Annotated in this window: 11 protein-coding genes; 6 read left to right on the top strand and 5 right to left on the bottom strand. The window is 40.7% G+C overall.

Annotated elements, in window-relative coordinates:
- The first annotated feature begins 1 nt into the window (after position 1).
- Genes CCS90_RS08425 through folD form a run of 3 tightly spaced genes read left to right on the top strand, consistent with a single transcriptional unit; the run spans position 2 to position 3,150 of the window.
- The gene (locus CCS90_RS08425) at positions 2–1,267 is read left to right on the top strand and encodes a molybdopterin molybdotransferase MoeA (protein WP_162846768.1); all 1,266 of its coding nucleotides are present in this window, start codon (positions 2–4) and stop codon (positions 1,265–1,267) included.
- Between the two features lie 4 nt (positions 1,268–1,271).
- Complete coding sequence (locus CCS90_RS08420; RefSeq protein WP_099019096.1) at positions 1,272–2,300, top strand: ThiF family adenylyltransferase; 1,029 nt, start codon at positions 1,272–1,274, stop codon at positions 2,298–2,300.
- A 4-nt stretch (positions 2,301–2,304) separates the two neighbouring features.
- Positions 2,305–3,150, top strand: coding sequence for a bifunctional methylenetetrahydrofolate dehydrogenase/methenyltetrahydrofolate cyclohydrolase FolD (folD, locus tag CCS90_RS08415; RefSeq protein ID WP_099019095.1), 846 nt, complete (start codon positions 2,305–2,307; stop codon positions 3,148–3,150).
- A gap of 5 nt (positions 3,151–3,155) precedes the next feature.
- Here the strand turns inward: folD and CCS90_RS08410 are convergent, their stop codons facing one another.
- The 5 genes from CCS90_RS08410 to sucC form a co-directional block, all read right to left on the bottom strand.
- Complete coding sequence (locus CCS90_RS08410; RefSeq protein ID WP_099019094.1) at positions 3,156–5,456, bottom strand: DUF1631 domain-containing protein; 2,301 nt, start codon at positions 5,454–5,456, stop codon at positions 3,156–3,158.
- Positions 5,457–5,601: 145 nt separating this feature from the next.
- The gene (locus tag CCS90_RS08405; RefSeq protein WP_099019093.1) at positions 5,602–7,032 is read right to left on the bottom strand and encodes a DUF4139 domain-containing protein; all 1,431 of its coding nucleotides are present in this window, start codon (positions 7,030–7,032) and stop codon (positions 5,602–5,604) included.
- A 50-nt stretch (positions 7,033–7,082) separates the two neighbouring features.
- On the bottom strand, positions 7,083–7,523 hold the full coding sequence (locus tag CCS90_RS08400; RefSeq protein WP_099019092.1) for a DUF4426 domain-containing protein: 441 nt from the start codon (positions 7,521–7,523) through the stop codon (positions 7,083–7,085).
- A 139-nt stretch (positions 7,524–7,662) separates the two neighbouring features.
- Complete coding sequence (sucD, locus tag CCS90_RS08395) at positions 7,663–8,535, bottom strand: succinate--CoA ligase subunit alpha (RefSeq protein ID WP_099019091.1); 873 nt, start codon at positions 8,533–8,535, stop codon at positions 7,663–7,665.
- Position 8,536: 1 nt separating this feature from the next.
- Positions 8,537–9,700: an ADP-forming succinate--CoA ligase subunit beta gene (gene sucC, locus CCS90_RS08390; protein ID WP_099019090.1), complete on the bottom strand. Its 1,164-nt coding sequence runs from the start codon at positions 9,698–9,700 to the stop codon at positions 8,537–8,539.
- 420 nt (positions 9,701–10,120) lie between these two features.
- Between sucC and pilB the strand changes: the two genes are divergently transcribed.
- Genes pilB through CCS90_RS08375 form a run of 3 tightly spaced genes read left to right on the top strand, consistent with a single transcriptional unit; the run spans position 10,121 to position 13,916 of the window.
- Entirely contained in the window at positions 10,121–11,830 is a 1,710-nt protein-coding gene (gene pilB, locus CCS90_RS08385) for a type IV-A pilus assembly ATPase PilB (RefSeq protein ID WP_099019089.1), read from the top strand.
- A 6-nt stretch (positions 11,831–11,836) separates the two neighbouring features.
- The gene (locus CCS90_RS08380) at positions 11,837–13,060 is read left to right on the top strand and encodes a type II secretion system F family protein (protein ID WP_099019088.1); all 1,224 of its coding nucleotides are present in this window, start codon (positions 11,837–11,839) and stop codon (positions 13,058–13,060) included.
- A gap of 37 nt (positions 13,061–13,097) precedes the next feature.
- On the top strand, positions 13,098–13,916 hold the full coding sequence (locus CCS90_RS08375) for a prepilin peptidase (protein WP_218961657.1): 819 nt from the start codon (positions 13,098–13,100) through the stop codon (positions 13,914–13,916).
- Positions 13,917–13,918 lie beyond the last annotated feature (2 nt).

Below are 13,918 nucleotides of genomic sequence, written 5' to 3'. Positions count from 1 at the left end.
CATGTCGTCAGCCGAATACCCTCAATCGATTAATTTTAGCCAAGCCATAAAAACAGTTCAGCAAGCAGCGTCATCCATGAGTTTGCAGCTTGAATGGGTTGATTTGAGTCAGGCCTTGGGAAGGGTGCTTGCTAGCTCCATTGTTGCACCGATAAGTATCCCTGAATTTGATTGCAGCAGAATGGATGGTTATGCCATAAATTTTGACCATTTCAACAGCATCAACCATGGCCGGATGAAGCTCAGCTCTCCGGTGTTTGCTGGTATCAATCAATCAGGTTGTGAGCAGGCTGAACTTGTTGCCACCATGGCAACGCCCGTGATGACAGGTGCGCTTATTCCTGCTGGAACCGATACTGTGGTTATGAAAGAACATGCGGCAGTAGAAGGGGGTGAATTAAAAATTGATCAACCAGTCATCAAACGTCAAAACATCAGGCAGGCTGGTTCAGACATTAAGAAAGGTCAAGTCGTCTTAAAAAAGAACCATGCATTGTCGGCCGGTGATTTGGGGTTAATTGCATCATTGGGTCTGGCGCAGATAGAAGTTTATAGCAAACCCAAAGTGGCTTTGTTGATGACAGGCGATGAGTTGGTTGCACCTGGTCAGCCATGTTCTAAAGGTCAAGTCTATGATTCAAATTCAATGATGCTGTCTAAATTGCTGGAACAAATGGGATGCCAGGTTTATTTACATAACATCTTGTTGGATGATGAAACATTGATTGATAGTCAATTCAAGCGGTTTCATGATGATGATTTTGATTTGGTGGTGACAGTAGGTGGTGTCTCCATGGGTGATAAAGATTGGTTGCCCTTTGCTTTGGCATCAAATGGAAAGGTTTTATTTCATAAAACACACATCAAACCTGGTTTTCCCCTGCTGGTGGGTAAGTTGGGTCAGGCTCTGTTTTTTGGTTTGCCTGGAAATCCAGTTTCTGCATTCACTACTTTATTTCAATTCGTATACCCTGCGGTTTTGTGCATCAATCAATTAAGTAAGCAAGTTCCTTTGGTCTGGCGCGCTGAATTGTTACAAGATTATTCTAAAAAGCACATGAAACGAGAGTTTGTTCGAGGACATTACAACATGACAGCGGCTGGAGGAATTGAAGTGGTTGTATGTGGTGGGCAGCAATCAAGTCGAGTTCAATCCATTGCGGAGGCCAATTGTCTGATTGTTTTTAATGAGTCTCAGCAAGATGTGAAGCAGGGTGAGCGGGTTTCGATTCAACCATTTAGCCAACTCAGTTATTTGGGTGCGTGAGACAATGAAAGCCATTGAAGCGGATAAGTTAATAAAGCAAGAAGGCTATTTATTGGTTGATATTCGTGACGCCAGTGAGCAAATTCAAGGCGTAGCTAAAAGCGCACAATGCATGACAGCAGATCAACTGAAGGCAGCAGCCGTTCAACTAAAGGCATCTCATAAAAAAATTATAGTCATGTGTTATAAGGGCGTCAGGTCTCAGCAATTGTGCGATCAATTAGGCCGTCAATTTGTTTCTTTGTCAGGTGGCTTTGAGTCATGGTGTCTGAACAATCTGTCGATTGAAATTCCTACATTCAACGAAAATCAGATCAGATATCAACAACAAATAAAATTAGCAGGATTTGGCCAGTCAGCTCAAGTTAAATTGGCACAGTCTCATGTGATGGTTGTAGGAGCCGGTGGCCTGGGCTCACCCGCTTTGTTATATTTAGCGGCAGCAGGAGTCGGTGAAATCACTTTGATTGATGATGATGTGGTTTCATTGAGCAATTTACATCGACAAATTTTATACCGTGAAAATGATATTGGTATGAAAAAATCGACCCAGGCAGCCAATGAACTCAAAAGGTTGAATTCATCCATTGTCATCAATGCCATTTGTGACAGACTGAGTGAGTCAAACGTAACTGACCTTACAAAGGGGGTCGATATGATCATTGATGGCAGTGACAACATCCAAACACGTTATTTAATCAACGACCATTGTAATCAAATGGCTGTACCATGGGTGTTTGCAGCAGTGACTGGTTTCGAAATACAAGTGGCGGTATTTGGTCATGAGGCTGGAGAGCAGTGTTACCGTTGTTTGTTTCCCCATATTTCAGAAAATGACGCTGGCAATTGTAGCGCAGAAGGTATTCTAGGTTCTGTGCCGGGAATGGCCGCCATGGTTCAAGTCACAGAAGCCATTAAATACCTGACAGGTATTGGTGAAAATTTACGTAACAAGATGATGGCTTATAATGTGCTGAATCATCAATTTAAAGTGTTAAAATACCCGCCTCAGCAACAATGTCAACATCGGTGATTTCATGACTCAGCATCAAATTCTAGACGGTAAAAAAGTATCTACATTAATTCAAGCAGAGCTGGCTGAGAAAATCAGCAAACGCGTTGAAGCAGGCCATAAACCGCCTGGTTTGGCGGTGGTCATGGTAGGTAATGATGAGGCATCTAAAGTCTATGTCAATAATAAAATCAAAGCCTGTGAAAAAACAGGAATCAGGTCTAAGGCACATTTTTTGCCTCGACAAACATCGGCCAAAGCACTTTATGAGTTGATTGATGAGTTGAATCAAGACTCTAAAATCCACGGTATCTTGGTTCAGTTACCATTGCCAGAGCACATCGATGAGTCAGAGGTAACCAATCGGATTGATCCGAACAAAGACGTGGATGGATTTCATGCCCGAAATGTGGGTCATTTGGTGTTGCGACAACCTGGGCTAAGGCCTTGTACACCGCGCGGGGTCATGACTTTATTGAACCATTATCAAATTGATCCAAAAGGCATGCATTGTGTGGTGGTAGGAGCGTCCAATATCGTGGGAAGACCGCTGATGTTGGAAATGTTATTTGCTGGTGCGACGGTGACTTGTTGTCATCGATTTACACAGGATCTGGCAAAGCATGTGAAGCAAGCAGATTTACTGTGTGTGGCTGTAGGTAATCCCGAAATAGTTGATGCAGAATGGATCAAGCCGGGTGCTGTGGTAATCGATATTGGTATCAACAGATTGGCAGATGGTCGGCTCAGTGGTGATGTCGATTTTCATGTGGCCTCAAAGAAGGCAGCATGGATTTCGCCCGTTCCTGGTGGTATAGGCCCAATGACAGTAGCGACTTTGATGCAGAATACCTACGAAGCCAGTTTGTAGACAGTTCAGTTTTCTTCAACTTGTGTGGAATTTATAGATTCCGTTTCACTGGTTTGTTGCTCATTGTTTTTGTCTGTCATTTGTTTGGCAATGGCATCTAAGGCCCGGTCAAAGATGGGGATTTGTTGTAAAATCATGGCTGATTTTTCCCGCAAATCATGAGCCAATTCATCCAAGCTTTTGTCCGTTACTTTCACACCTCTGGCGTTGACAAACAGTAACTTTTGACTGATCGGGCTGACCCAAGAAAGTTTCGCTCTGATGATATCTTCATCGTTTTCAGCTATGAATTCTACCCAGTCACCAGTCACTAAATTTTTGGCCTTTTGGTAATATTCATCTTCATGGTGTTCAATGGTTGTGTTTAAGTTGTTGAACTTTTTGTCTGCAATGAAGTGTACGATTTCAGGTTTGTTTTCGCTGTTGTCTTCTGATACTTTGAAAGCTTCTTGAGGCAAAATGAATTCGTGTTCAACTTCTGTATCTTCTGTTTCTATCCCGTTGATGGTTAATAACAGTTGGTAAAGTTCTTTGCTTTTTTCCTTGATACTGTGTTCATCAAAGGCCACCAACCGTAATCCTTTGCTTAAATGATCAATCACATGGCTTATTTGTGCATTGGTGGCTTGTTTCTTTTTGTTTTGTATTGAAACAAATATCAGTTTATCAACAAACTTTGCATAGTTTTCAACCAGTTCAGGCTCATCTTGATGCCTTAGGTGAGCCAGAATCAATACATTCGCCCAAGGAGTTAACAGCAAGTCAGAAACACTTTTAGGTAAGCTGTGATTTTTCATCTTGGCTTGAAGTATTGCTGCGGTTTTTTCTTTTGCTTTCAGTATGCGTTCTTGGCCTAGGGCTTTTTCAGATGTTCTTTTTTCTAATATATTGGCTCGTTTTTCATGTTTCTTTAAGAAGGCTTGAAAATCCTCAATCAATTCTGGAAAGTTGATTTCTTGGTAATCAGTTTCTAAAATATTTTGAATGATTTCCTCCACCTTATTAATGAAGTTTCCTTTTACATCGGTTTCTTCAGTCCAGCCAACTGAAGCCTGGGCTATGATGTCCAACAGTTTTCTTGCATTGTTTTCTTTGTTGGAAAACAATTTCCTGTCATCCAAGGCGATGTGTAAATAGGGTATTTGTAGTTTTGCCAATAAGGCTTGTAATCTGTGAGGTAAATTGCGATCTTCAACTAAAAACTGAAAAAGCATGCCAACTAAATCAATGGTGTCTTCATCCTGTTTATTGACCTGCTTCTTCGTGCCACCTTCGGTTTGCTTTAACCTGTTCAGTAACTCATCTTTGATTTCAATCGGGCTCATTGAAATTTGTCGTGAATTAAGGTTTTGTAATTCTTCGTGTTGTAATGCACTTAATGCGTTGTTGATTATGGCCGATTCATACACTGGCAGATTAGACACTTGATTGATCATTGATGCCTGGCGGTTATTGAAAGCGGCAGATATGATGCGAAAATTATCATCAGAGATTTGTGGCTGGTTGTTAGTAGCATATGCTTCATTGTTTTCCATGCCATGATCCAGTCCCCCTTGTGTTGCTTGACTGTGTGTAGGTGAGGCAGATTGGTTGGCTCTTTTGGGAACTTGAAATTTTAAATTGGGATAAATCCCTTCTTCAATCAAGTATTCATTGATTTCTTGATAGGGTTTTCCTAAATTCGGAATTAAATTTCGTTCAAATAATTTCAACATGATCAATTCAACCTTGTTACTGATATTGACGTGAACAAAAGTATTTGAGAAAGATTTAACAATGACCGATGGTGAGACTGGCACTTGATCATTATTCAGTTCACTGCCACCAGCCAACAATGAAAACCTTTTTTTGAAAGCAAACAGATTTTGATGTAAATAGGTATTGGCTTTATCAATCATATTGGTAATAGCCAGGTTTTGATCCAATTCATGTTCGTCAACCAATGACATATTGTTGGCAGATGAATCAACCTGGGAACTAGACTCTGAAAAATAATTAAAATCTGCTTTTTTAAATTTTTTAAATGTGTCTTGAATGTTTTCTGAGAATTTTCTTACCATCAATTCCTTTTTCTTTCTGACCTCACGCATGGCAGTGAAATAATCACTTTGGGTTTCATTGTTTTCCGCTTTTTCAGCCATATCAAACAATGAATCATCCAAGTTGTCGTAATAATCTCTGATGGCAGGTTTTAAACCTTTTAAAAACAGCTTGTGAACTTTAGGTAATATCCGGCCCTGACTGATCTTTTCCTTCAATTCAGGAGATATGTGGGTGATGTTATTTACTGGTTTTTCTGTTTTCATTGTGAGCTTGAAATCAATTTTTCCTTCATAGCACCATACCAAAAATACTGTCTACATAATGTGAGTGTAGTCACAATAGTTGTACATGCATGAAAAATGTGAGAAAAATTGATTTGTGTAGTTCCTTATTTCATGATTGTGTCATTTATTTTTGATGCTCTGGCCACTGATACTGAACTGTGTAAGTGACCGCCTTGCTCGATTCGGCTGGCACTTTTATTTTGAATTTAATTCTGCTTGAATTTATTTTCTCATATTCTGTGTTGTGATGAGTGATGGTCCAATTAGACCACCTGTATAAAGGTTCGCTGATCTCTACCCATTGTGCTGTGGGTTTTTGATTGTCTATGGTAATTTCAAATTGTTCAGTGATGCTGTTTTTCAATAATTCATAATGCTTTTGTTTTCTTTTTCCTGTGACATCAAATGAATTGCCGAGTTTTAGTGTAATGACTTTATTTTTGGCTGTGTGGTCTATGCTGTCCTCACCAATAAACTCTAAACTGCCATCGGTTGAGTCAATGGAGTTAACCCTAACCCTGCCAGCAGGAAGTGGTAACCCGAGTTTGTTTTTGGTTGAGTTTTTAAAGCTTAAGAATGCTTCAATTTTGGCTTCATTTCTGGCCAGGTGGTTTTGGTCTGTGATTGGTCGATGGTAGTTAACTGTTTGTTGTTGGCTGCCATTAAACTGCAATATTTTTTCACATTGTATGTCATGTGTGTTTTGCAGCATTTGAATTTGTTTGGTTGAGTTATTGGGTAAATCAATCAATCGGGGCAATTTATATAAGTGGTATTCAAAAAGCGATTGTTCAGTGAATTGATTGTCTGCAGTTTTTGTGAAACTTTCCCGAACCATGTGGTTTGAAACATTGGGCTTGGCTCGGTTGATATCACCAGCAATCAGTTTTAATTGCGATGCAGGAAAACTTGCACCAGACTTGTTAACCAAGGTTACCCACGAAGTCATGTTAATGGTGCAATCTGAGTCGGATTCTTGCAAGTTGATGATGTAATCTGACCACCAAGTCATGCCTTTGGTTTGATAGGTCAATTCTATGGTTTCAGTGCCTTTTGTTGTTGAATCAAGTAGCCAAACCAAAGTGGGTTTGGTTAACAATCCTCCCGGCAGTTCAGGGAATTGAATTTGATTCCAAGTATTGATGGTGGTTATTTGATTGTCAGCGGTTTTCAAGGTGAGGCCACCTGATGTGCTTAATAGGGTGCCAACAGTATTGATGCTTTGTTCGCCTAAATCATGATTGACCGTTATTTCTTGATCAAGGTATTTTTGTAATAGTTTGTCTGAACTGACTAAGTCAAATTGGAAGTTTTGATCCAACACTGAAACAGCATTTGGATTTTCGGGTAAATCAAACGATACCGTGGTGGGGTCAATGTGCGCTGCGACATCATCAAATGCCAGACTGAAGACTCCTTGCTTGAAGGATGCCTCTTTGATTTGCTTAACTACGGCAAATCCTGCAATGTTGTGAATGTTTTGCAGCTGATCTTGGTTCAGGTGGCCTTGGTGGTTGCCAGAATAAATGGTGATGCTGTTATCTGCTTGACTCATTTGAATTGCCATTAGTGTTGTTACAAGGGTAATTATTTTCATGTTCATTTTTAATCTGTAAAAAATTCTCTGGAAAATTTAGTGCTTAATTTAACCTCAGAATTGGTGGGGGTTGCTGTGATGCTGAAATTGATGTCTTCTTGATCATTCAATGCGAAAGATCCTAAGTAATACACGGCCTTGTTTGCTTCCACTATTTTAAAAAACTTAATTTCTTTGTTTTGGTTCAATAAATTTTTGGCTGTGATGGTTACTTCAGCTTCAACGGCCTTGGCTGTATCAGTACTTTTGTCAATCACAGAAATGCTGACAATCCCACGATTTTTTGAACGAGTTATTTGGTAAGTATTGGCAATTTCCTTGGATAAAAATGTGGATGGAAATGTGTTGTAATGAAGTTCAAAGTGGCCTGCGCTGACTTTTTGTTCTGCCCAAGAAATTTGAGTCGTCAATAGCATAAAAATGATCATCAGGTAGGAAAGTTTTTTCATGAGTATCTCCAATGTGTGGTTTGATTATTAATATATCATAAAGCATGTTGGCTTCAGGTTAAACCATGGTGATATTTTGGACGTAAAAAAACCAGCATGAACTGAATCATGCTGGTTAATTTTTCAGAAACTACTGGATTTATGACAGCAGTTCTTTGATGCTTTGCCCTAAGAAAGTAGGTGACTTAACGGTTTTAACGCCAGCAGCTTCAAGGGCTTCATATTTAGCTTGTGCGGTACCTTGTCCACCCGCAACAATGGCTCCTGCATGACCCATGCGCTTGCCTTCAGGAGCAGTCACTCCTGCGATGTAAGACACCACAGGCTTGGTCACATAGGCTTTGATGTATTCAGCCGCTTCTTCTTCAGCTGAACCACCAATTTCCCCCACCATGATGATACCGTCTGTTTGATCATCGGCTTGAAATAATTTCAAACAATCAATGAAGTTGGTACCTTGGATGGGATCTCCACCAATACCAATACAGGTTGATTGTCCCAGACCGACCGATGTGGTTTGGTGAACTGCTTCGTAAGTTAATGTGCCTGAGCGTGAGACAATTCCGATGCGTCCAGGTTGGTGAATGGCAGCTGGCATGATACCGATTTTACATTCACCTGGGGTGATGATGCCTGGACAGTTGGGCCCAATCATTACGACATCAGGGTGTGCGTCCAGCACAGTTCTGACTTTCATCATGTCTAAAACAGGGATCCCTTCTGTGATGGTTACTATCAATTTAATGCCAGCATCGACAGCTTCCAAGATGGCATCAGCAGCAAATGGCGGTGGAACAAATATTACAGATGCATTGGCACCTGTTTCATTCACGCCGTCAGCAACTGTATTGAATACAGGTCGATCCAAGTGTTTGCTGCCACCTTTGCCAGGTGTTACGCCACCCACCAAGTTGGTGCCATAATCGATCGCTTGTTCACTGTGGAATGTGCCTTGAGAACCGGTGAATCCTTGAACCAGTAAACGGGTGTCTTTGTTAACTAATACACTCATGTTATGCTCCTACCGCTGCAACTGCTTTATTCGCAGCGTCATCTAAATTATCAGCTGAAATCACAGCCAATCCACTTTCATTCAATATTTTTTTGCCTTCATTGACATTGGTACCTTCTAAACGAACAACAATGGGAACTTCAACCCCCACTTCTTTAATGGCTGAAATGATGCCGTTGGCAATCAAATCACACCTGACAATTCCACCAAATATATTAACCAAGATGGATTTGACGTTGGGGTCAGATAAGATGATTTTAAAGGCAATTGCAACCCTTTCAGCAGTGGCTCCACCACCCACGTCCAGGAAATTCGCAGGATCGCCACCTTTTAACTTAATGACGTCCATTGTGGCCATGGCTAACCCAGCACCGTTGACCATACAAGCGATATTGCCATCAAGTTTGATGTAGTTCAGGTCATGTTCGTGCGCTTTGGCTTCGGCTGGGTCTTCTTGAGTGATGTCGCGCATGGCAGCAAATTCTTTGTGTCTAAAATGTGCGTTGTCATCTGAACTGATTTTTGCATCCAATGCAATGACGTCTTGCTTGTCATCGATGATCAGTGGATTCACTTCGATCAATGACAGATCCAATTCAACATACATCTTGTGCATTTGCATCATGATGTGAGTTAATTGTCTGACTTGTTTGGCATTCATGCCCATAGCAAATCCAGCTTTTCGACAGGCATATGGAAACAAGCCTTCTGTGTTATCAACTTGAATGGTGTGAATTTTTTCAGGGTTGGTTTTTGCCACCTCTTCAATTTCAACACCGCCTTCTGCAGAGGCGACAAATGACAAACATTGATTGGCACGATCTAATAACAGGCTCAAATATATTTCTTGTTCAATATCAGCAGCTTCAGTGATCAATACTTCATTAACGGGTAAAGCCAGACCGCCCGTTTGGTACGTTTGAATTTTCATGCCTAACATGTCAGTGGCATATTGCTTAACTTCATCTAAGGTTTTCGCCAGCTTGACACCACCGGCTTTTCCTCGTCCACCGGCATGTACTTGGGCTTTTACCACCCACATATCGCATCCCAAAGACTTGGCAGCTGCAACAGCTTCATCTGGGGTGCGGGCGACTTCGCCGTTAGGTACTGGAATCTTGTACTTGGCAAATAATTCTTTGGCCTGATATTCATGAAAATTCATAGTTTGTGTTCCTGGTTATTTGTTATGTTCAAAGACGCGCTGTATTTTAGCTGAATTTAACTTTGAATTGTGGGGAAAATGTTTGAATAACGGGCCAAATCTTAAGATTTTTGATGGTTTGAATGGTCTTTATTGTGCCAGCTTGGTGGCTGTTACCTCTGAGGGCAGTGGTTTTAAATTTAATCATGGTGATTTGTGGGTGAATTAATCCCCAGTGGGGTTTGTGTTTTGTGAATGTGTTCTCAATAAGACTTGGATAGTTCGCTATAATTTAATGAATAATAAATCGAGGAGGTATCGGGTATTGGAAGTGTTTTGCATTTTCCTTAAAATGAACGCGCTAAATAGTTGTAATCAATTGATATTTTCAGGTAAAGTATTGGTATGAATGCTCTGTAACTTTAAAGATATTAATAGAATATGAATGTAGCAAGTACAAAAACCATGGTCAGTGGCGCATTGAGGCGTTTGGTCCAAGATGGCGTTTTATCTAATGAAGATGCCACCGAAGCCAATGAAACTTCTCGCAAACAAAAGATTCCTCTTTTTACCTACCTGACTGATAACAACATCGTTGATGCCAGTGTCTTGTGTGACGCGGCTTCCAGTGAATATGGTGTGCCTGTCTTGGACGTAAAGGCGCTCGACTTTGCTACCATGCCAAAAGAATTGGTGTCAGACTCTTTGATTGAAAAGCATCAAGTCTTGCCATTGTTCATGAGGTCTAAGAAAGTATTTATTGGCATTTCAGACCCTACCAATGTCAAAGCCCTAGAAGAAATCAGGTTCCATACCAACTTAACCATCGAACCCATATTGATTAGACAGGATCATTTGATTGAGGCGATTGAAGAGTCTTTGAAGGAGTCATCTTCAGTACTTGATGACTTAGAAGATGAGGGTTTAGAAAATTTAGAGTATGAAGATGAAGATCCAAATGAGGCTGAAAATGATTCTTCAGAGGACATGGCTGATTCACCCGCTGTTAAACTCGTTAACAAAGTTTTGTTAGATGCCATTAAACGGGGTGCTTCTGATATACATTTTGAACCTTATGAGAAAACATACAGGGTCAGGTATCGAATCGACGGCATGTTGAAAACCGTCATTAAGCCACCCAAAAACATGACAACAAAAATTGCGTCGCGCCTTAAAGTCATGTCAAAATTAGACATCGCTGAAAAAAGAGTTCCACAAGATGGGCGAGTCAAATTAAATTTAACTAAAACCAAGTCAATAGATTTTCGTTTAAGTACTTGTCCCACTTTGTTTGGTGAAAAAGTTGTGATGAGGGTTTTGGACGCCTCTGCCGCCAGAATGGGCATTGATAAGCTGGGTTATGAGGATGATCAAAAGCAATTGTTTATGGATGCCATTGTAAAGCCTTATGGAATGGTGCTGGTTACAGGGCCAACCGGTTCTGGTAAGACGGTTTCTTTGTATACCGCATTAAATATATTGAATACCGAAGGAAGAAATATTTCCACGGTAGAAGACCCAGTTGAGATCAGGGTAAATGGAATCAATCAGGTGCAACAAAATGCCAAACAAGGAATGACATTCTCAGCGGCATTGAGGTCTTTCTTAAGGCAGGACCCAGATATCATCATGGTGGGTGAGATTCGGGATCTGGAAACAGCTGAAATTGCAGTCAAAGCAGCACAAACAGGCCATATGGTACTTTCGACATTGCATACCAACAATGCCCCAGAGACGGTCAGTAGGATGATTAACATGGGGGTGGCGCCATTTAATATCGTTTCAGCGGTTTCGCTGATTATTGCGCAGCGACTGGCAAGGCGGCTTTGTGATTGTAAAAAACCGACTGAGTTGACCAATGAGGCATTGATAGAAGCAGGGTTTACCGAGGCGGACCTGGAAGACGCCACCATTTTTGACCCATCTGGCTGCTCAAAATGTAATGAGGGTTATAAGGGTAGGGTAGGTATCTATGAAGTGATGCCTATTACAGATAACATCAAGAAAATAATATTAGAGGGCGGCAATTCATTAGACATTGCTGATCAAGCTGACAAAGATGGCATTTCAAATTTGAGAAAGTCGGCATTACTGAAAGTGAAAAACGGGTTAATTGGGTTGGTTGAAGCCAATCGAGTTACTGTGGATTAAAAAAATATGGCTAAAGTAAAAAAATTAGATGAAATACAAACCTTTGAATGGGTTGGTATCGACAAAATTGGGAAAAAGCTGAAAGGCGAGCAAAAAGCCAAGTCAACCACCTTGGCAAAGAATGAACTAAGAAGACAGGGCATTCAAGTTAAAAAGATTTATAAGAAAAGGAAATCTTTGTTTTCTAATGGCAAAGCCATTAAAGCACAAGACATATCCTTGTTCAGTAGACAATTGGCAACCATGATGGAATCGGGAGTTCCTATGGTGCAAGCCTTTGAAATCATAGAAGGTGGTCAATCAAATCCACGAATGGCGCAATTGCTCAACTCAGTTAAAACAGAAATTCAATCAGGTTCATCATTGGCAGAATCATTGGGTAAACATCCGGTTTATTTTGATGAGCTCTATTGTAATCTGGTTAATGCAGGTGAAAAGGCGGGTGTTCTGGATGAGTTGCTGGATACCATTGCAACCTATAAAGAAAAAACTGAAGAGATTAAGGGTAAAATTAAGAAAGCCATGTTCTATCCGGCTGCCGTTTTATTTGTGGCGATCGGTGTAACCATTCTTTTATTGGTTAAAGTGGTGCCTCAATTTCAAGACATGTTTACCAGTTTTGGTGCTGACCTGCCGGGTCTGACATTGATGGTGGTGAGTGCGTCGAAAACAATGCAAGAATATTGGTTTATTGGCGTTGCCATTTTTGTTGGATTTATCGTCGGTTTTATCCAACTGAAGAAAAGGTCGCTTAAATTTGCTCACTTTTTAGATCGGCTGTCATTAAAAATACCCATTGTTGGTGGTATTTTATTCAATGCTGCTGTTGCAAGGTTTTCTCGAACCTTGTCTACAATGTTTGCTGCAGGTGTGCCATTGGTCGAAGGTTTAGATACTGTTTCCGGCGCGGTTGGTAACGTTGTGTTTAGGGATGCCGTACTAAAAATCAAAGACGATGTCAGTACTGGTCATCAGCTGCAGTTGGCCATGAGTCAAACGGGTTTGTTCCCTCATATGGTGGTACAAATGGCTTCCATTGGTGAAGAATCTGGTAATTTAGATGCCATGTTGGCAAAGGTTGCTGATTATTACGAGCAAGAAGTATCCAATGCTGTAGATGCTTTAAGTAGTTTGTTGGAGCCCATTATTATGGTACTTGTGGGTGGACTGGTTGGTGTCATGGTAGTGGCCATGTATCTACCCATATTTAAGATGGCTTCTGTATTCTAAAATAATGGAATTGATATTGGTGTTAAATCAATACCCAATGCTTTTTTTGACATTTGCGGTGTTGCTTGGTTTGGTGGTAGGTAGTTTTTTAAATGTGGTCATTCTGAGAATGCCTCCATTACTCGAATACCATTGGAAAAAGGACTTCTTTGAATTCACTGAACAGAAGTTTTCAGAAGAGAAGCCTCCCAGCATGGCTTACTCACGTTCTTACTGCCCTAAATGCAAGCAACAATTGCTGGCTCGCCACAACATCCCGTTATTGGGTTATCTGTTCCTTCGAGGAAAATGTGGCTTTTGTCAATCTTCCATCTCTATGAGATACCCTTTCATTGAATTGTTGACGGGTTTGTTGACAGGCTTAATGGCCTATCTCTATGGGGCTGAACTTCACTTTATTGCAGCGATTTTATTGCTTTGGTTTTTAATTGTAATTACCTGGATAGATTTGGATACATACTTAATACCGGATCAATTGAGTTTATCTTTGTTGTGGCTTGGCCTGTTTTTCAGCTTGTTTGAATTCTCAATTTCTCCGACAGTGGCCATCATCGGTGCCTTGGTTGGTTACTTGTCTTTGTGGATGGTCTTTCAGGTGTTTAAAGTACTGACGGGCAAAGAAGGTATGGGTTATGGTGATTTTAAATTATTGGCTGCTGGCGGTGCATGGTTGGGTTTTGAGCCTTTGATTATTGTGTTACTGCTTTCTTCAATTTCAGGTTTGTTAGTCGCTGTGATGCAAATGCTTTTAAAAAAATCACAAACAAAAATACCATTCGGGCCTTATTTGTCGATTGGGATATTAGTCACCTATTTGGTAGGTGATTCATTGATGCAGTATTTATTTGCGGTATAGGT

The organism is Marinicella litoralis (assembly GCF_002591915.1).
Lineage (GTDB): Bacteria > Pseudomonadota > Gammaproteobacteria > Xanthomonadales > Marinicellaceae > Marinicella > Marinicella litoralis.
Note: the sequence above shows the minus strand (reverse complement) of the source record. Positions and strands in the feature narration are given on the sequence as shown.